General features: G+C 65.1%; 18 protein-coding genes. 9 read left to right on the forward strand and 9 right to left on the reverse strand.

Translation table 11 applies throughout. The features are described 5' to 3' along the window. The first annotated feature begins 163 nt into the window (after positions 1-163). The 3 genes from Q1J79_RS14275 to Q1J79_RS14285 all read left to right on the forward strand — a co-directional run bounded on the left by Q1J79_RS14275 (position 164) and on the right by Q1J79_RS14285 (position 2,376). A complete protein-coding gene (locus Q1J79_RS14275) occupies positions 164-1,150 on the forward strand; it encodes a fumarylacetoacetate hydrolase family protein (protein ID WP_300301566.1) in 987 nt (328 codons plus the stop codon). Between the two features lie 46 nt (positions 1,151-1,196). Then, positions 1,197-1,643, forward strand: a complete 447-nt coding sequence (locus Q1J79_RS14280; protein WP_300301569.1) for an SRPBCC domain-containing protein — start codon at positions 1,197-1,199, stop codon at positions 1,641-1,643. Positions 1,644-1,731: 88 nt separating this feature from the next. Continuing rightward, entirely contained in the window at positions 1,732-2,376 is a 645-nt protein-coding gene (locus tag Q1J79_RS14285) for a glutathione S-transferase family protein (RefSeq protein WP_300301571.1), read from the forward strand. Between the two features lie 13 nt (positions 2,377-2,389). Here Q1J79_RS14285 and Q1J79_RS14290 read toward each other — a convergent pair whose 3' ends face one another. Both Q1J79_RS14290 and Q1J79_RS14295 read right to left on the reverse strand, forming a co-directional pair. Next, entirely contained in the window at positions 2,390-3,073 is a 684-nt protein-coding gene (locus Q1J79_RS14290) for an MBL fold metallo-hydrolase (protein ID WP_300301573.1), read from the reverse strand. A gap of 67 nt (positions 3,074-3,140) precedes the next feature. After that, the gene (locus Q1J79_RS14295; RefSeq protein ID WP_300301575.1) at positions 3,141-4,688 is read right to left on the reverse strand and encodes a hypothetical protein; all 1,548 of its coding nucleotides are present in this window, start codon (positions 4,686-4,688) and stop codon (positions 3,141-3,143) included. 549 nt (positions 4,689-5,237) lie between these two features. Here Q1J79_RS14295 and aroQ point away from each other — a divergent pair. Genes aroQ through aat form a run of 4 tightly spaced genes read left to right on the forward strand, consistent with a single transcriptional unit; the run spans position 5,238 to position 8,309 of the window. After that, complete coding sequence (gene aroQ / locus Q1J79_RS14300) at positions 5,238-5,723, forward strand: type II 3-dehydroquinate dehydratase (protein ID WP_300301578.1); 486 nt, start codon at positions 5,238-5,240, stop codon at positions 5,721-5,723. A gap of 41 nt (positions 5,724-5,764) precedes the next feature. Beyond that, on the forward strand, positions 5,765-6,247 hold the full coding sequence (accB, locus tag Q1J79_RS14305; RefSeq protein ID WP_300301580.1) for an acetyl-CoA carboxylase biotin carboxyl carrier protein: 483 nt from the start codon (positions 5,765-5,767) through the stop codon (positions 6,245-6,247). 15 nt (positions 6,248-6,262) lie between these two features. Next, a complete protein-coding gene (accC, locus tag Q1J79_RS14310) occupies positions 6,263-7,606 on the forward strand; it encodes an acetyl-CoA carboxylase biotin carboxylase subunit (RefSeq protein WP_300301582.1) in 1,344 nt (447 codons plus the stop codon). 31 nt (positions 7,607-7,637) lie between these two features. Beyond that, on the forward strand, positions 7,638-8,309 hold the full coding sequence (gene aat, locus Q1J79_RS14315) for a leucyl/phenylalanyl-tRNA--protein transferase (protein WP_300301584.1): 672 nt from the start codon (positions 7,638-7,640) through the stop codon (positions 8,307-8,309). Here the strand turns inward: aat and Q1J79_RS14320 are convergent. From Q1J79_RS14320 to Q1J79_RS14335, 4 genes are all read right to left on the reverse strand, one after another. Further along, a complete protein-coding gene (locus Q1J79_RS14320; protein ID WP_300301586.1) occupies positions 8,246-8,662 on the reverse strand; it encodes a DUF2155 domain-containing protein in 417 nt (138 codons plus the stop codon). The two genes, aat and Q1J79_RS14320, sit on opposite strands and share 64 nt — an antisense overlap. 17 nt (positions 8,663-8,679) lie before the next feature. Then, positions 8,680-9,195 (reverse strand): outer membrane lipid asymmetry maintenance protein MlaD, encoded by a 516-nt coding sequence (mlaD, locus tag Q1J79_RS14325; RefSeq protein ID WP_300301588.1) that lies wholly within the window; start codon positions 9,193-9,195, stop codon positions 8,680-8,682. Between the two features lie 19 nt (positions 9,196-9,214). Next, positions 9,215-9,559, reverse strand: a complete 345-nt coding sequence (locus Q1J79_RS14330; RefSeq protein ID WP_300301591.1) for an NADH:ubiquinone oxidoreductase subunit NDUFA12 — start codon at positions 9,557-9,559, stop codon at positions 9,215-9,217. Positions 9,560-9,696: 137 nt separating this feature from the next. Beyond that, on the reverse strand, positions 9,697-10,251 hold the full coding sequence (locus Q1J79_RS14335) for a hypothetical protein (protein ID WP_300301593.1): 555 nt from the start codon (positions 10,249-10,251) through the stop codon (positions 9,697-9,699). Positions 10,252-10,505: 254 nt separating this feature from the next. Between Q1J79_RS14335 and Q1J79_RS14340 the strand changes: the two genes are divergently transcribed. Both Q1J79_RS14340 and Q1J79_RS14345 read left to right on the forward strand, forming a co-directional pair. Next, positions 10,506-14,159 carry a vitamin B12-dependent ribonucleotide reductase gene (locus Q1J79_RS14340; RefSeq protein WP_300301595.1) on the forward strand — a complete coding sequence of 1,218 codons (3,654 nt, stop codon included), beginning with the start codon at positions 10,506-10,508 and terminating at the stop codon, positions 14,157-14,159. 131 nt (positions 14,160-14,290) lie between these two features. After that, positions 14,291-14,743 (forward strand): CAP domain-containing protein, encoded by a 453-nt coding sequence (locus tag Q1J79_RS14345; protein WP_300301597.1) that lies wholly within the window; start codon positions 14,291-14,293, stop codon positions 14,741-14,743. A gap of 19 nt (positions 14,744-14,762) precedes the next feature. On the opposite strand, the gene Q1J79_RS14350 is transcribed toward Q1J79_RS14345, so the two are convergent. From Q1J79_RS14350 to aspS, 3 genes are all read right to left on the reverse strand, one after another. Next, positions 14,763-15,725, reverse strand: coding sequence for an alpha/beta hydrolase (locus Q1J79_RS14350; protein ID WP_300301599.1), 963 nt, complete (start codon positions 15,723-15,725; stop codon positions 14,763-14,765). Positions 15,726-15,784: 59 nt separating this feature from the next. Further along, entirely contained in the window at positions 15,785-16,432 is a 648-nt protein-coding gene (locus Q1J79_RS14355; RefSeq protein ID WP_300301601.1) for a MarC family protein, read from the reverse strand. A 22-nt stretch (positions 16,433-16,454) separates the two neighbouring features. Next, a partial coding sequence (aspS, locus tag Q1J79_RS14360) for an aspartate--tRNA ligase (protein ID WP_300301603.1) occupies positions 16,455-17,752 on the reverse strand: 1,298 nt, incomplete at its 5' end.

The raw sequence follows: 17,752 nt of genomic DNA on the forward strand, positions 1-17,752 counted from the left end.
AGGAAACCGACGAGGTGGCGGTGATGCTGGATACCCGCGATGCGCTGGACCTCGCACCCGCCGCCGAAAGCGTCGAGTTCAAGGGCTATGTCGGCACCTGGAATCCGGAAGGCTTCCGCCAGGCTGCAGAATAAACGTTTCGGATCTCTGGGAGTAATTTGCGATGAAACTCGCCTCGCTGCGGCATGGCCGCGACGGCCGTCTCTGCGTGGTCAGCCGCGACCTGAAAACCATGCTGCCGGTTGACCAGCTGATGCCGACCCTGCAGATGGCCCTTGATTCATGGGCCGTCGCGGCGCCGAAGCTGCAGGCCGTGTCTGACGCGCTGAACAAGGGCGAGGCCTCGGGCGCCATCGCCTTCGATGCGGACAAGCTCGCCTCGCCGCTGCCGCGCGCCTATCAATGGTGCGACGGCTCGGCCTACCTCAACCATGTCGAGCTGGTGCGCAAGGCGCGCAATGCTACGATGCCGCCGGAATTCCTGCACGATCCGCTGATGTACCAGGGCGGCTCGGATGACTTCTTAGCCCCCACCGCCGACATTCCGGTGGCCGACGAGGCCTATGGCATCGATTTCGAGGGCGAGGTTGCCGCCATCACCGGCGACGTGGCCATGGGCTCGTCGTCAGCCCAGGCCGCGACGCAGATCCGCCTGCTGATGCTGGTCAACGACGTGTCCATGCGCAACCTGATCCCGGCAGAACTGGCCAAGGGCTTTGGCTTCTTCCACGGCAAGCCAAGCACCGCTTTCTCGCCGGTGGCCGTCACGCCCGACGAGCTGGGCGACGCCTGGCGGGATGCGAAAATCTGCCGCCCGCTGGTGACCCATCTGAACGGCCGGAAATTCGGCGAACCCGATGCCGGCGCCGACATGCAGTTCAGCCTCGCCGACCTCATCGCCCATGCGGCGAAGACGCGCAACCTGAAGGCCGGCTGCATCGTCGGCTCGGGTACGGTGTCGAACCGCGACGCCAGCAAGGGCTTCTCCTGCCTGGCCGAGATCCGCATGATCGAGACGATCAGCGAGGGCAAGCCGAAGACGCCGTTCATGAAGTTCGGCGATCATGTGCGGATCGAGATGTTCGATGCCGCCGGCCAGTCGATCTTCGGCGCCATCGACCAGACGGTGGTGAAATATACCGGCCCGTAACGCGGGCCGGCTTGCATCGCCATGCCGGCTACCGCACCATGCCGGCATGGCGATTGACACCGAAATCCTGATCGATGCGCCGCCGGCCCGGGTTTGGGCCGTGCTGGCCGACTTTGCCGCCTATGGCACATGGAACCCCTTCATGCCGGAAATCGCCGGCCCGCTGGAACCCGGCGCGCGCCTGCGGGTGCGCATCGTTCCGCCGGGCAGCCGGGGCATGACCTTCCGCCCCCGCCTGCAGGCGGTTGAACCGGAGCGCGAGCTGCGCTGGCTTGGCCATCTGCTGCTGCCCGGCCTGTTCGACGGCGAGCACCGCTTCCGGCTCGAACCGCTTGATGGCGGGGCACGCACCCGGTTCCGCCATGGCGAGACATTTTCCGGCCTGCTGGTGCCGCTGATTTTCGGCGCCCGCGCGCAGGACTCCACCCGCGCCGGCTTCGAGGCGATGAACGCCGCGCTCAAGCGACGGGCCGAGACTGCGGCCGCCATGTGACCGCCCCATGTGACCGCCGTCACGTTGATATTCTCTCCCGCGCCGCTAGCTTGGCTATGCTGCCGCAGCCATCACATGGGAGGGGATCATGGCGCTCACATTCTATTACGGTTCGGGTTCACCTTTTGCCTGGCGGGTCTGGCTGGCGCTGGAACACAAGGGTCTGAGCTACGACCTGAAGGTCCTCTCCTTCGACAAGCGTGAGCACAAGACGCCGGATTATCTGGCGATCAATCCACGCGGCGAAGTGCCGGCCCTGGTGGATGACGGCTTCGCCATCTTCGAATCGAATGCCATCGTCGAATACATCGCTGAACGCTGGCCGGAAGGCCCCACGCTGTTTCCGGCCGATATCCGCCAGCGCGCCATCCAGCGCCGCATGATCCGCGAGATCGACAACCATTTCGTCGAGGCCGTCGAGCATCTGGTACTGCCGCTGCTCTACCAGGCCGATGCGCCCGATGCCGCCGAGCGTACCGCCAAAGCCCTCGAAGAATTGCGCGGGGAATTCCAATACTGGGAGACGGCGCTGAGCGGCGACTGGCTGGGCGGCGCGGTACCATCGGCGGCCGATTTCACGCTCTATCCCAGCGTCGCCATGCTCGGCCGTATCGAAACCCGCAAGCCCGGTACCGTGCCGGCCGATCTGATCCCGCCGAAGATGGCGGCCTGGGAACGGCGCATGCGGGCCCTGCCCATCGTGGAGAAGACCCTGCCGCCACACTGGCGGTAAGCGGAGGCCTTGCTTAGCCGATCCCGAGCGCGCGATCCGAGACATAGGGATTGCTGGCCCGCTCCTGCCCGAAGGTGGAGAGCGGACCGTGGCCCGGCACGAAGGTGATGTCGTCGCCGAGCGGGAACAGGCGCTCGCGGATCGAGTGGATCAGGTCGGCATGGTTGCCGCGCGGGAAATCCGTGCGGCCGATCGAGCCCTGGAACAGCACGTCGCCCACCAATGCCACGCGCGAGGGCGCATGCACGAAGACCACATGGCCCGGCGTATGGCCGGGGCAGTGATAGACGTCGAGCACCAGATTGCCCACCGTCACCGTGTCGCCATTCTCCAGCCAGCGGTCGGGCGTGAAGCTGCGCGTGGGCGGGAACCCGTATTGCCGTGCCGCTTGCGGCATGCCCTCGATCCAGAAGGCATCGTCGCGGTGCGGCCCCTCGATCGGCAGGTTGAGCTGCTCGGCGATATCCTTCACCGCCCCGGCATGATCAAGATGACCGTGGGTCACCAGCAGTTTTTCCAGCGTCACGCCCTGCCGTTCGGCCGCGGCCAGCAACTGCTGCGGCTCGCCGCCGGCATCGACCAGCGCCCCGCGCATGGTCTCCGGGCACCAGATCAGCGTGCAGTTCTGCTGGAACGGCGTGACGGGATTGATTTCGGCATGCAGGCGGGGCTGCAGGGGAGATGTCGCGGCGGTCATGCCACCGACTTAGCCGGCAAAGACCGGCTTGGCAATCGCCTCCCGGCAACGGACCGGTCGCCGAGGATCAGACCGTGCTGTCCAGGTAACGGCCTGAACCGAGGGACGTGCCTCCGTAACCTGACCGGCCATACCCGGGCAGCGTAGGAATCAGGCTGTTGCCGGCCTCATCGTCATCGTCGCGCAAACCACGCCCAAAGCCGTTACTGTCCTCGTCGCCGCCAATGCGGAAGCGGTTGCGCCGCTTTTCGTCATCCTCGGATGGCTGCGGCGTCACCAGCACCTGCAAATTCGGCACTGGCGGCGGCGGTTCGCTCAGCTTGTGCAGCGGCTTCAGCTGCTCCTGCGCAGTCTGGTAAATGGTCACGACACGCTGCGCGATTTCGGTTTTCACCGCCAGCGAGGTCTCCTCGTTGATGACCAGGGTCTTTTCGCCCGGCGTCGGCGGTACGGCCGGTTCGCCGGGAATGGTCACGGTCTGGGTCCGCGTCGTCGTGCTGGCATACTGGTCGAGAATGTCCTGCAGTCCCTCGACCGCCTGCTGGCGCAGCCGGTCATCGGCATTGCCGGCGACATCCTGCAGGTTGCGCACATCGTCCAGCGCCGACTGGACCCGGCGGATCGCCTGCAAATCGAGCGTGCCGCCGCGCAGGTCATCCAGGGTCTGGTCGAGGATATCGGCAATGCGCGTTGCATAACGGTTGATGCCGCCGGCCGGATCGCCGCCAATGCGATCGAGAAACGCCTCCAGCGCCGCCACCGCATTCCCCGCGCCGTCATGCCCGCCATGGCCGTGGCCCCCATTGCCATGGCCCTCGTTGCCGCGGCCCCCGCGACCATAGCCACCATAATCATACCCGCCATGGCCATCCCCATCGTGACCATGCCCATGGCCATGACCATCGTGGTCATTTCGGCCATGGCCCAGCGCGTCGCCCAACCGGTCGATGGCCGATGAGATCGCCTGTAGCGAATCGTTGTGCGGATTGCCGTCATAGAGCCGGCCGTCGCCCAGCCGCAGGATCACGTCGCGCAACGCATGCGCTGCCTGGTGATTGGTGTCGTCGGAAAACTCCGCCAGTCCGCCGGCAATCTTCAGAAACAGGGCCGGGTCGCGAAACAGGTCGGAGAATTGCAGGCCATCCTCGCCGATCACGCTGTTCTCGATGCGGCGGATGATGCCGGCCAGGGCCTCGCCCGCCTCCGCACTGCCCACCCTGGCGCTGAAGCGTTGCAGGTCGCGGGCCAGGGCCGGCACGAAGCGCGACGACTCATCGTTATTGCCGCGCCGGAATTGCTCGATCAGATCCCCCAGCGCGCCGAGCGCATCGTCGTCCAGCCGGCTTTCGGTGATTGTCGTCGTCGACGTGGATGCCGGCGTGCCCGGGCTGCCCGGGCTGCCGCCGGTCTCGATCACCTGGAAACGGCGGCGGATTTCGGCCTCCAGCCGGCTGCGTTCTTCCAGCGTCACGTCCTTGCGAACGGCGCTCAGGCGCGCGCCTTCCTGCAATGCGGAAAAAGTGCTGGGGCTGACGCGCGGCGTATCAAACCGCAGAATCGCCGGCGCCCGCTGAACGCCCGTTTTTTCGGACTGGTTCAACGGGGACGGCAGCAACGACGGATTCTTCCTGTTGCTATGTTGGTTCGCCGCGGAAGATGCTGACAGGAGAGCGAGTGCGACTCGCTCCGTCACGGCATTAACCATGACGACATCATAGAACAACTACAAATTATGTGAACACCGCATTTTCGCGAAATTTCCGAGGCACTACTACCTTGGCGTCTATAGGTAACGCTTGGGAAAAATGCTCAGGAAACGGTCAAAAATCGAATGACCTTCGACCCGCTGGCTGCTCTCTCAACCTTCGCGCGCCCACTACTGCTGCGCGCGTATCTTCATCCGTGGCATATGCAATCAGAGACGCGTTAAGCGTGCTGGAACTGCAGCGCGCCCACCCTGAAATAGAAATATGGTTAACAGGGCTTTGTCCGCTGGCGCGCCCTGCGCCAGCCCGGGCCGGAAAGCCATAAACTCCATGCGCGGATCCGCCGGATCAGCTGAAACAAGACACGAACGTTCCCTGTCCCCTGCCCGATCAACGGGTTGCCCGGGGCTGTGCGATGGTGTACGGCAAATGCCGGTCATTCGGAGCGATCAATTCTCATGGCGCAGCAGCGGAAAAAGTCGGGCGGCAAGGCCTCCAAGCCAGCGGCCTCCACGCCGGTGGTTTACGTGCTGAACGGTCCGAACCTGAACATGCTTGGCCTGCGCCAACCCGAAATTTACGGCCGCGATACCCTGGCCGATGTCGAAAAGCTCTGCCAGGCGGCCGCAAGGCGGCTCGGCCTGGCCATCGTGTTCCGCCAGAGCAACCACGAAGGCGAACTGGTCGACTGGATCCAGGAAGCCCGTTCCCATGCCGATGGCATCGTGATCAATGCCGGGGCCTATACCCATACTTCGGTGGCCCTGCTCGATGCGCTCAACGCCGCCGAGAAGCCGGTGATCGAAGTGCATCTGTCCAACATTTTCCGGCGCGAGAGCTTCCGCCATCACTCCTATATTTCGCTCGCCGCGAAGGGTGTGATCTGCGGCCTCGGGCCGAAGGGATACGTGCTGGCGCTGGAAGCGCTGGCCGATCTTGCCTGAACCTTCCGTTTCACGTGATTTGCCTGCACAAGGAGTAGCGCATGGCCTCCGCGCCCAAGGATAAAGCCGCCAAACCGGCCAGCAGCCGCATCGATCAGCAGATGATCCGCGACCTCGCCGACCTGCTCAACGAGACCGGTCTGACCGAGATCGAATGGAACGAGGGCGCGCTGAAAGTCCGGGTCACCAAAGGCGGGACTGTTGCCGCGCCGGTCTACGCCGCCGCGCCGGCCGCTGTTGCCGGCGGCGCTGCCGCCCCGGCCTCGGCCGATGCCGATCTCGCCAGCCATCCCGGCGCGGTGAAGTCGCCGATGGTCGGCACCGTCTATGTCGCGCCCGAACCCGGCGCCGCGTCCTTCGTGAAGGTCGGCGACAGCGTCAATGCCGGCCAGACCGTGCTGATCGTCGAAGCCATGAAGACGATGAACCCGATCACTGCGCCCAAGGGCGGCCGCGTTGCCCGCATCATGGTCGAGAACCAGCAGCCGGTCGAATTCGGCCAGGTCCTGCTGGTCATCGAGTAAGGGCCGGTCGCCTCCATGTTCGACAAGGTGCTGATCGCCAATCGCGGCGAGATCGCGCTCCGCATCCATCGCGCCTGCCGCGAGATGGGCATCCGCACCGTCGCGGTGCATTCGACTGCCGATGCCGAGGCCATGCATGTGCGCATCGCCGATGAATCGGTCTGCATCGGCCCGCCGCCCTCGGCGCAGAGTTATCTCAACATTCCGGCAATCATCGCCGCCGCCGAGATCACCGGCGCCGATGCGATCCATCCCGGCTACGGCTTCCTGTCGGAGAATGCCAAATTCGCCGAGATCGTCGAGGCGCATGGCATCACCTTCATTGGCCCGACTCCTGAGCACATCAAGATGATGGGCGACAAGATCACGGCCAAGCAGGTGGCCAAGGATCTCGGCCTGCCGGTGGTGCCGGGTTCGGAAGGCGCCATCGAGTCCGAGGCGCAGGGGCTCAAGCTCGCCGACGACATGGGCTATCCGGTGCTGATCAAGGCCACCGCCGGCGGTGGAGGCCGCGGCATGAAGGTGGTGCGCTCGCCGGCCGAATTCGGCCCGGCGCTGGCGCAGGCCAAGAACGAGGCGCGCAACGCCTTCGGCAACGATTCCGTCTATGTCGAGAAGTATCTCGCCCGCCCGCGCCATATCGAGATGCAGATCTTTGGCGACAGCCATGGCAATGCCGTGCATCTGGGCGAACGCGACTGCTCGCTGCAGCGCCGCCACCAGAAGGTGCTGGAAGAGGCCCGCTCGCCAGCGCTGAATGCCGACCAGCGCGAGCAGATCGGCAAGATCGCCTCCAGCGCCATCGCCAGGCTGGGCTATCGCGGCGCCGGCACCATCGAATTCCTGTTCGAGAACGGGCAGTTCTATTTCATCGAGATGAACACCCGCCTGCAGGTGGAGCATCCGGTGACCGAGATGATCACCGGCCTTGATCTGGTGCGTGAGCAGCTGCGCATCGCCAATGGCGCGCCGCTGGGCTACACGCAGGACGACATCAAGTTCAACGGCCACGCCATCGAGTGCCGCATCAACGCCGAGAATCCGCGCACCTTCGCGCCCTCGCCCGGCCGCGTCACCGACTACCATGTGCCGGGTGGCCTGGGCGTGCGCGTCGATTCAGCGCTCTATACCGGCTACCAGATCCCGCCGCATTACGACTCGCTGATCGGCAAGCTGATCGTGCATGGCACCAGCCGCAACGAATGCCTGATGCGCCTGCGCCGTTCGCTGGAGGAATATGTGATCGGCGGCCTGGAAACCACCATCCCGCTGCATCTGGCCCTGATCAACGAGCCGGATTTCGTCAACGGCGCCTACGACATCCACTGGCTGGAAGAATTCATCGCCAGGCAGGGCTGACCGCGGGCGGGACGCGCACTAGCTCCTGACCATGAGCGCGCATCCCGAACCGCTGACGCCGGAATTGCTGCTGCAGGCCTATGCCCGCGGCTATTTCCCGATGGCGGACAGCGCCGATGACCCGGATTATTTCTGGGTCTATCCGCAGCGGCGCGGGATTATCCCCCTCAACGGCTTCCACCTGCCGCACAGGCTGGCCCGTCGCGTGCGATCCTCCCCTTATACGGTGAAGGTCGACGCCGATTTCCCGGCCGTGATCGCGGCCTGCGCCGAACCGACGCAGCATCCGCAGCGCCAGAGCACCTGGATCAACGCGACAATCCGCGAGGCCTATATCGCGCTGCACCGGCTCGGTTTCGCGCATAGCGTGGAATGCTATGACGCGGCGGGCGCATTGGTCGGCGGCCTGTATGGCGTGCGGCTGGGCGCGGCATTCTTCGGCGAAAGCATGTTCAGCCGCGCCACCGACGCCTCCAAGATCGCGCTGGTGCATCTGGTCGGCCGGCTGGTCGCCGGCGGCTTCGTGCTGCTGGACACGCAGTTCGTCACGCCGCACCTGAAACAGTTCGGCGCCATCGAGATACCGCGGAAACGCTATCTGGAACTGCTGTTCGAGGCGCTGCCGCGCCGGGCGGATTTCTATGGCCTGCCGCCGGACGCGCCGCCGGAACTGGTTTTGCAGTCGATCACCCAGACATCGTAGACCGGGTGCTCCAGCGGATTGAGGCCAGGGCTGGAGGCAAACATCCAGCCATGGAACAGGTTCACCGCTTGCTGCTCCGGCCGCTGCTCGACGACCTCGATATAGGCGGCGCTTTCCGGCGGGTATTCCGGCGGGCGCTTGCGACAGACCCGCACCGTCACCTTCAGGGTGCCGAAGCCGATGGTCTGGTCGACCGGCGCCTCGAAGGTGTAGATGCGCGCGGTGATCTTGTCCAAACCCTGCAGCACCGCCACCGGCATTGGCGTGGAAGGATATTGCGGCTGGCTGTCCGGAGTCTGCGCGGAAGCGGCCGACGCTGTGAGCAGCGCGGCAACCAACGAAAGACGACGCAACAGGCGATGCACGGGCTTTAGTTGGCCTTGGGCAGCGGGCTCAGCGTGGCGTCGCCACCCTTCTCTTTGTCCTTGCCGTTGCCGGCGCCGGTGGCGCTGAAAATCGCCTGGCCGATCAGATCCATCAGGTTGACCGATCCCTGGGTGAACTGCACGAAGCTGCCGGGGCTCAGCATCTTGTCGCTGCCGCCGGGCTCAACCGACAGGTAATTGCCGCCCAGCAGGCCCTCGGAGGCGATCTTGAGCGCGGTGTCCTCGGGCAGCTGATAGCGGCTGTCCACCGTGAAGGTGATCACCGCGTCATAGGTTTTGGGGTCCAGCTTCTGCGCCGAGATGGTGCCGATCTTGATGCCGCTCAGGCGCACGTCGCCGCCGATGACCAAGCCATCGGCGCGATTGAAGCGCGCCTGCAGCTCATAGCCGGAAACCCGGCCGCTGCCGACGCCGCCGGTCGAATAGGCAAAGGCCAGAAAGAAGCCGGCGACCAGCAATACCACCGCGCCAATCAGCGTCTCGACCAGATTCCCACTCATGTTGCCCTCGCCTGTCTGCTTATTCCGGCTGCCAGGCCTGGTAGTCGCCGGTCGCCACCGGACGGTGGCCGCTCCTGGCCACGCTGCCCTCAGGACGATAGGCGTAGGGCGTGCCGCTCAGATTCGGCAGATGCTCTTTTTCCCAGGGCTTGTGCTGCACGCCATGAACCGGCGCCTCGTCGGTGGTGTAATGCAGCCAGGCATGCCATTCCGGCGGCACCTTGGATGCCTCGGGCTTGCCCTGGTAGATCACCCAGCGCTTACGGCTGCCATCCTTGGCGCGGAAATACCGATTGCCGAAGGTATCCCGGCCAACGGCCTCGCCCTTCCACCAGGTAAAAAGCTTGGTGCCGATCAGACTCATGCTGTGCAACCCCGTCTCAATTCCCCTTGGCCCAATTCCGCCCTGGCCAACCGCCATCGGGAATCCGCTGGAAATTCGGCCGGACTATGGCATTGCCGCCCTGGCAGGGCAAGCCCTGCCCGTCGCGGTAAAATCGTCTAACGTGCGGTAATCAGGGCGATTTCCTGGGCGAATTCACGCTGCAGCTCGGCCCGTGCCTTGCCCTCGAAAGCCGGGTATTTGACGGCGGCGGCCTGCAGGGCCGGGTTGTCGCGCGGCAGTTCCTCGGGCTTGAGGATATCGCTGCCCTTCACCTGGCCCTTCTGGCCCAGCCCCAGCACCGCACGGGTGATGGCGGTGGTGAGCAGGCGTTGCCCCTCGCCGCTGGCGAAATAGGCATCCAGCGCCTCCAGCTCCGACCGGCTGTAGCTCTGGGCCGCCGCATTCACCACGGCGCCACGGAAGCGCGGCCCGGCCGTGGGCGCGCGCTGGCGCAGGTCGGCGGCGCGCTGCTGCTCGGCCGGCGTGCTGGCGGGCAGGAAGTTCAGGTAAAGCTGGGTCACCATGTCGACCCGCTTCTCCAGCCCGATGGTGGTCATCAGCCTCTCGGCCGCGGCCCGCGCCCCCTTGTCCTGGGCGAGACTCGGGCCGGCAGCCAGCCCCGTCGCGAGGGCGGCAATCATCATCACGGTGGCGAGGAAAAGTCGGCGCATCTGCGAATCCTGAATAACTCAACGAGTCATACTCATACGCCAAAATATGGCGAAATCCAGTCAAGGGAACATAAGATGAATTACCCCAAATATATTAAGATTTCCCGTTTGATAGATTCTCCGTTGCCCCCTAGATTTAGCCCTCGTTGCGGTCTGCGGTAACCAGATGTTGGGATTTTGGCCCGATAATCACTGTACCAACCAGAACACAACATCCTGATTTTTCTTAAGGTTCGGGCGGGGAGATTACGACAATGCGGATTCAGCGGCATTTCACGGTGGCAGGTCAGGACGCTTACGCCGGGCTGGAGTGGAAAACCACGACCAGCGAAATCCGCAATCCGGATGGCAGCGTGGTGTTCAAGCTCGACCAGCTCGAAGTGCCCGCCGGCTGGAGCCAGGTGGCCGCCGACGTGCTGGCGCAGAAGTATTTCCGCCGCGCCGGCGTGCCCGTCGCCCTGAAGGCGGTCGAGGAATCCGATGTGCCGGCTTTCCTGTGGCGCCGCGAGGCCGACACGGAAGCCCTCGCGGCCCTGCCCGAGAAAGACCGCACCACCCAGGAAACCAGCGGCCGCGAGGTGTTCGACCGCCTGGCCGGCACCTGGGCCTACTGGGGCTGGAAGGGCGGCTATTTCGACAGCGAAGAGGATGCGAGCGCCTTCTTCGACGAAATGCGCTTCATGCTGGCCGCCCAGATCGCCGCGCCGAACTCGCCGCAATGGTTCAATACCGGCCTACACTGGGCCTATGGCATCGATGGTCCCGCCCAGGGCCATTACTACGTCGATTTCAAGACTGGCCAGCTGACCAAGTCGGCCTCGGCCTACGAGCATCCGCAGCCGCATGCCTGCTTCATCCAGTCGGTGCAGGACGACCTCGTCAACGAGGGCGGCATCATGGACCTGTGGGTGCGCGAGGCGCGCCTGTTCAAATACGGCTCGGGCACCGGCAGCAATTTCAGCCGCCTGCGCGGCGAGAACGAGCGCCTGTCGGGCGGCGGCAAGTCGTCGGGCCTGATGAGCTTCCTGAAGATCGGCGACCGCGCCGCCGGCGCGATCAAATCGGGCGGCACCACGCGCCGCGCCGCCAAGATGGTGATCTGCGACATCGACCATCCCGATATCGAGCAGTTCATCGACTGGAAGGTGATCGAGGAGCAGAAGGTGGCCGCGCTGGTCGCCGGCTCCAAGCTGTCGCAGAAGCATCTGAACGCGATCATGGCCGCCTGCCAGCTCGGCAGCGGTGAGAGCCGCTTCGACGCCAAGAAGAATACGCAGCTGCGCCGCGAGATCGTCGCCGCCCGCAAGGCGATGATTCCGGAGAACTACATCCAGCGCGTGATCCAGTTCGCCAGGCAGGGCTATACCGAAATCGAATTCCCGGTCTACGACACCGACTGGGATTCGGATGCCTATCTCTCGGTCTCGGGCCAGAATTCCAACAACTCGGTGCGCGTCAACGACGACTTCCTGCGTGCCGTCGAAACCGACGGCGAGTGGAACCTGATCCGTCGCGGCGACGGCAAGCCGGCCAAAGTGCTGAAGGCCCGCCAGCTGTGGGACCGCGTCGGCTATGCCGCCTGGGCCTCGGCCGATCCGGGCATCCAGTTCGACACCACGATCAACGACTGGCATACCTGCCCGGCCGATGGCCGCATCAATGCGTCGAACCCGTGCTCGGAATACATGTTCCTCGACGACACGGCGTGCAATCTCGCCTCGATGAACCTGATGTGCTTCCGCCAGGCCGACGGCAGGTTCGACATCGAGAGCTTCGAGCATGCCACCCGGCTGTGGACCGTGGTGCTGGAGATCAGCGTGCTGATGGCGCAGTTCCCCAGCCGGGAAATCGCCGAGCTTTCGTACAAGTTCCGCACGCTGGGCCTGGGCTATGCCAATCTTGGCGCCCTGCTGATGTCGTGCGGCTTCTCCTATGACAGCGACCAGGGCCGCGCGCTGTGCGGCGCCATCACCGCGCTGATGACCGGCGTGTCCTATGCCACCTCGGCCGAGATGGCCGGCGAGCTGGGCACCTTCCCTGGCTATGCGCCGAATGCCGACAACATGCTGCGCGTGATCCGCAACCATCGCCGCGCCGCGCAGGGCGACCATTTCGGCTATGAGGGCCTGTCCACCATGCCGGTGCCGCTGGACCATGCCAGCTGCCCCGATGCGGCCCTGCTGACGGCCGCCGAAGCGGCCTGGGACCGTGCGCTGGAACTGGGCGAGCAGCACGGCTTCCGCAACGCGCAGGTCAGCGTGATCGCGCCGACCGGCACCATCGGCCTGGTGATGGATTGCGACACCACCGGCATCGAGCCCGACTTCGCCCTGGTGAAGTTCAAGAAGCTGGCCGGCGGCGGCTATTTCAAGATCATCAACCGCACCGTGCCGCTGGCGCTGAAGACGCTGGGCTACAATGACGGCCAGATCAAGGCGATCATCGACTATGCCGTGGGCCATGGCACGCTGGACGGCGCGCCGGGCATCAACCACGAGACGCTGAAGGCCAAAGGCTTCACCGACGCGGCGATCGCGCAGGCCGAAAAGGGTCTGCGCGGCGCCTTCGACATCAAATTCGTGCTGAACCGCTGGACGCTCGGCGCCGAATTCTGCCGCAGCCTCGGCTTCACCGATGCGCAGCTCGACAACCCGGGTTTCGACCTGCTGTCGGCCCTGGGCTTCAGCAGCGCCGAGATCGCCGCCGCCAATCTCTATTGCTGCGGCTCGATGACCGTGGAAGGCGCGCCGGGCCTGCGCGACATGCACCTGTCGGTGTTCGACTGCGCCAATCCCTGCGGCAAGGACGGCGTGCGCTTCCTGTCGGCCGAAAGCCATATCCGCATGATGGCTGCCGCCCAGCCGTTCATCACCGGCGCGATCTCCAAGACCATCAACATGCCCAACCTCGCCACCGTCGAGGATTGCAAGCTGGCCTATACGCTGTCGTGGAAACTCGGCTGCAAGGCGATGGCGCTGTATCGCGACGGCTCCAAGCTGTCGCAGCCGCTGCAGGCCCAGATGCTGGAAGACGATGTCGAGGATGCCATCGGTGAGACCGTTGCCGAGCAGGTGGCGGAAGCCCCGGCCGCGGCGCGCGCCCAGATCATCGCCGAACGCATCGTCGAGAAGCATATCGCCGGTCGCCAGAAGCTGCCGCAGCGGCGCAAGGGCTATACCCAGAAGGCCGTGGTCGGTGGCCACAAGGTGTATCTGCGCACCGGCGAATACGACGAAGGCAAGCTGGGCGAGATCTTCATCGACATGCACAAGGAAGGCGCCGCCTTCCGCAGCCTGATGAACAATTTCGCCATCGCCATCTCGATCGGCCTGCAGTATGGCGTGCCGCTGGAGGAATTCGTCGATGCCTTCACCTTCACCCGCTTCGAGCCCTCGGGCATGGTGGAAGGCAACGACGTCATCAAGATGTCGACCTCGGTGCTCGACTACGTTTTCCGTGAGCTGGCGGTGAGTTATCTCGGCCGCACCGACCTGGCCCATGTGCAGCCCGACGACCTGCGTCACGATACGCTGGGCGCCAAGCAGACTCCGGCCACCGTGCAGGTGGAGAACGAGATCATCAAGGTGGCCTCGAACGGCTATATCCGCTCCAACCTCTATGTGCTGAAGGGCGGCCAGAATCGCGGCGCCGTCGCCGAAATGCAGGCCACCGGCACAGACGGTCCGACAATGGCGGGCCCGATGATGCATGTCACGGCCGACAGCCACACCCATGTCGAGGTCACGGCTCCGATCGGCGCCAATGCCCGGGTCATGGAGCGCATCGCCGAGGCACGCATGAAAGGCTACGAGGGCGATGCCTGCCCCGAATGCGGCAACTTCACGCTGGTGCGCAACGGCACCTGCCTGAAATGCGACAGCTGCGGCGGCACGACGGGCTGCTCGTAAGCACCACCGCCGAACCAAGCCTTCTCTCCTCCAGGAGAAGCGCCCCGGCAGCCAGAAGGCTGTCGGGGCATTTTATTGTCTGCTGGCCCCGGCGTGTTTCAAGGCTGGGGCATTTCCGTTAGCCTGCCGCCATGCGCCTCGCCGCCGTCCTGCTCGTCATGCTGCTGCTCGGCAGACCGGCCGCCGCCATGGACCCGGTCTGGCAGAGCGAGCTGCTGCATGCCGTGAATACCGCCCGCGCGGCCCATGGCCTGGCGCCGCTGGCCTGGAACGGCCGGCTGGCCAGGGCTGCGGCGGCCCATGCCGCCGACCTGCAAAGCTGCGGCCGCATCGCCCATGAGGGCTGCGATGGCAGCGACCTGGCGCGGCGGCTGAACCGCATCGGCTACGGCTTCCGCATGGCGGCGGAGAATCTGGCGGTCTGCGCCTGCGATGCCGATGGCGTGGTGCGGCTGTGGCTGGGCAGCGACGGCCATCGCCGCAACCTGCTCAATCCGAATGTCACCGAACTCGGCGCCGATACCCGCGCCGATCCAACCGACCTGCGCCGCGCGCTCTGGGTGCTGGTGCTGGGACGGGAGTAACCCTTACCCCTGCCCGCCTTTACCCCTGTCCGAATGCCAGCTTGAGCGCCACGCCCATCTCGGCCAGCGCCTGGTTGGCCTGCGGGATCGCCTTGCCCATCACCACGAAGCCGTGGATCTGGCCGGGGAATTCGCGGAAGGCCACCGGCACGCCGGCTTTCTTCAGCGCCATGGCATAGGCCTCGCCTTCATCCCTCAGGGGGTCGTGCCCCGCGACGAGCACATAGGCCGGCGGCAAGCCAGCCAGGCTTTTGGCGCGGACCGGCGAGGCGCGCCAGTCGTCACGGTCCTGCGGCCCGTTCAGATACTGGTCCTGGAACCAGTCCATCGCCACGCGGGTGAGCAGGTGGTCCTCGGCATAGCGCCGATGCGAGTCCGTCTGCATATGCATGTCGGTGGCCGGATAGATCAGCAACTGATAGGCGATCTTTGGCACGCCGGCCTCGCCCGCCTTCATCTTCTCGCGCGCGGCGATGCAGACCACGGCGGCGAGATTGCCACCGGCGGAATCGCCACCAACCGCGATGCGCTCCGGGTCGAGCCGCAGGCGTTTCGCCTCCTCGGCGACCCACAGCAGCGCCGCATAGGCATCGTCCACCGCGCAGGGAAACTTGTATTCCGGCCCCATGCGGTAATCGACCGAGATCACTGCGCAGCGCGCCTCGTTGGCCAGCGTGCGGCAGGCCACGTCATGGGTGTCGAGATCGCCGATCACCCAGCCGCCGCCATGGTAGAAAACCAGCGCCGGCAGCGGCTCCTTCTTGTCGACCCCCGCCGGCCGGTAATAGCGCAGCGGAATGGGGCCATGCGGGCCGGGCGCGGCAATGTTGTCGAGCTCCGACACTTCAGGGGCCGGCGGCGTCACCGCCGCGCGGGTATCCTTGTAAAGCCTGCGGGCACCCTCGGCGCCAAGCGACGGGTAATCCGGGCGATTGGCCGCCTTGACGGCGTCGAGCAGGGCTTTGGCTTCCGGATCCAGCATGGCGAGGCTTTTCTCTTTGTTACACGGATCTCTTTGTTACACGGACTGAAGCCGGGCTCTCATCCCAGGGCGGGGAACAGGCCACGCAATCCATTGGCAAAGATTTGAACCGCAACGGCGGCCAGCAGCAAGCCGAAAATGCGGTTGAGGATGTTGAGGCCGGTGCGGCCCAGCCGCTCGCCGATCGGCTCCGCGAGCTTGAGCACCAGCCAGATCGCGGCGCAGATCACCGCCAGAACCGCGACGCTTACCCCCTTATGCTCCCAGCCTATGCCGCGCTCCATCTGGATAATCGTCGCCGATATCGAGCCGGGGCCAACCAGCAATGGCATGGCGATCGGCACGACACCAACCGCTGACCTGTCATCGGGGGAACGGCCGGCGGCTTCCGCCTCCTCTTCCGGCGTCTGCTGCTGGGGGCTGAGCTGGGCGTTGATCATGCTGAGCGCCATCAGGAACAGCACGATGCCGCCGCCGACCTGGAAGGCCGGCAGGCTGGCGCCGAGCAGGCGCAGGATCAGATCGCCGGAAAAGCCGGCAACGACCAGAACGGTGAAGACGGCGAAGGCGGCCGTGCGCGCGGTGACGGCGCGTTCGCGGGCCGAGCGCCCTTCGGTCAGCAGCAGGAATAACGGGATCGCCGCGAAAGGATCGAGGATCGAGAACAGCGTGAGGGCGAAGCGGACATAATCGAGGCTGTCGAGCATGGCCGCGTCGCCCTCACATGGTTCAGGATTTCTTGTCCGCCGGGTCTTTCGACTCCTGGGGCGCGACGACGCGGATATGCAGCTCGCGCAGCTGCTTCATGGCCACTTCGCTCGGCGCCTGCATCATCAGGTCCTGGGCCTGCTGGTTCATCGGGAACAGCACGACCTCGCGGATATTCGGCTCGTCGGCCAGCAGCATGACGATGCGGTCGATGCCCGGCGCGATGCCGCCATGGGGGGGCGCGCCGAACTTGAAGGCGTTCAGCATGCCGCCGAACTTGCCTTCCACCACCTCCGGGCCATAACCGGCGATCTCGAAGGCCTTGTACATGATCTCGGGCTTGTGGTTACGGATCGCGCCCGACGACAGCTCCACGCCGTTACACACGATGTCGTACTGATAGGCGTTGATGGTCAGCGGATCCTGATTGTTCAGCGCCTCCAGCCCGCCCTGCGGCATCGAGAAAGGGTTGTGGCTGAAATCGACCTTCTTGTCGTCCTCGTTATACTCGAACATCGGGAAGTCGACGATCCAGCAGAACTTGAAGACGTTCTTCTCGCAGATATCCAGTTCGTCGCCGATGCGGATGCGGGCCTGGCCGGCCAGCTTGGCCGCCGGCAGCTCCTTGTCGCAGGCGAAGAAGATGGCGTCGCCGTCCTTCACGTTGCCCAGCTTCTTCAGCAGCGCGACGCGGTCGGCATCGAGGAACTTGGCGATCGGGCCTTTCGCCTCGCCATTGTCGAAGATGATATAGCCCAGGCCGGCGGCGCCTTCCTGGCGCGCCCAGTCGTTCATCTTGTCGAAGAAGCTGCGCGGGCGGCCGGCCGCGCCCGGCGCCGGAATGCCGCGCACGACAGCGCCGTTTTCGATATTACGGGCAAACACGCCGAAGTTTGATCCGCGGAACACCTCGGTCACGTCAGCGAGGATGATCGGATTGCGCAGGTCCGGCTTGTCGGAGCCGTATTTCAGCATCGCCTCGCGGAACGGGATGCGCGGGAAATCCACCGGGCCGCAATCGCGGCCATTGGCGAATTCCTGGAACACGCCATGGATCACCGGACCGACGGCGTTGAACACGTCGTCCTGCTCGACGAAGCTCATCTCGACATCGAGCTGGTAGAACTCGCCCGGGCTGCGATCCTTGCGGGCGTCTTCGTCGCGGAAGCAGGGCGCGATCTGGAAATAGCGGTCAAAGCCCGACACCATGATCAGCTGCTTGAACTGCTGCGGCGCCTGCGGCAGGGCGTAGAAGCGGCCCGGATGCAGGCGGCTGGGCACCAGGAAGTCGCGCGCGCCTTCCGGCGAGCTGGCCGTCA

This window comes from Ferrovibrio sp., assembly GCF_029255545.1.
Classification (GTDB): Bacteria; Pseudomonadota; Alphaproteobacteria; order Ferrovibrionales; family Ferrovibrionaceae; genus Ferrovibrio.

Coding starts and splice junctions, on each gene's coding strand:
- Q1J79_RS14355 (WP_300301601.1), bottom strand. CDS start 16,432: ATGCTCGACAGCCTCGATTATGTCCGCTTCGCCCTCACGCTGTTCTCG.
- accC (WP_300301582.1), top strand. CDS start 6,263: ATGTTCGACAAGGTGCTGATCGCCAATCGCGGCGAGATCGCGCTCCGC.
- Q1J79_RS14280 (WP_300301569.1), top strand. CDS start 1,197: ATGGCGATTGACACCGAAATCCTGATCGATGCGCCGCCGGCCCGGGTT.
- Q1J79_RS14330 (WP_300301591.1), bottom strand. CDS start 9,559: ATGAGTCTGATCGGCACCAAGCTTTTTACCTGGTGGAAGGGCGAGGCC.
- Q1J79_RS14340 (WP_300301595.1), top strand. CDS start 10,506: ATGCGGATTCAGCGGCATTTCACGGTGGCAGGTCAGGACGCTTACGCC.
- Q1J79_RS14345 (WP_300301597.1), top strand. CDS start 14,291: ATGCGCCTCGCCGCCGTCCTGCTCGTCATGCTGCTGCTCGGCAGACCG.
- Q1J79_RS14335 (WP_300301593.1), bottom strand. CDS start 10,251: ATGCGCCGACTTTTCCTCGCCACCGTGATGATGATTGCCGCCCTCGCG.
- accB (WP_300301580.1), top strand. CDS start 5,765: ATGGCCTCCGCGCCCAAGGATAAAGCCGCCAAACCGGCCAGCAGCCGC.
- mlaD (WP_300301588.1), bottom strand. CDS start 9,195: ATGAGTGGGAATCTGGTCGAGACGCTGATTGGCGCGGTGGTATTGCTG.
- Q1J79_RS14350 (WP_300301599.1), bottom strand. CDS start 15,725: ATGCTGGATCCGGAAGCCAAAGCCCTGCTCGACGCCGTCAAGGCGGCC.
- aroQ (WP_300301578.1), top strand. CDS start 5,238: ATGGCGCAGCAGCGGAAAAAGTCGGGCGGCAAGGCCTCCAAGCCAGCG.
- aat (WP_300301584.1), top strand. CDS start 7,638: ATGAGCGCGCATCCCGAACCGCTGACGCCGGAATTGCTGCTGCAGGCC.
- Q1J79_RS14285 (WP_300301571.1), top strand. CDS start 1,732: ATGGCGCTCACATTCTATTACGGTTCGGGTTCACCTTTTGCCTGGCGG.
- Q1J79_RS14290 (WP_300301573.1), bottom strand. CDS start 3,073: ATGACCGCCGCGACATCTCCCCTGCAGCCCCGCCTGCATGCCGAAATC.
- Q1J79_RS14275 (WP_300301566.1), top strand. CDS start 164: ATGAAACTCGCCTCGCTGCGGCATGGCCGCGACGGCCGTCTCTGCGTG.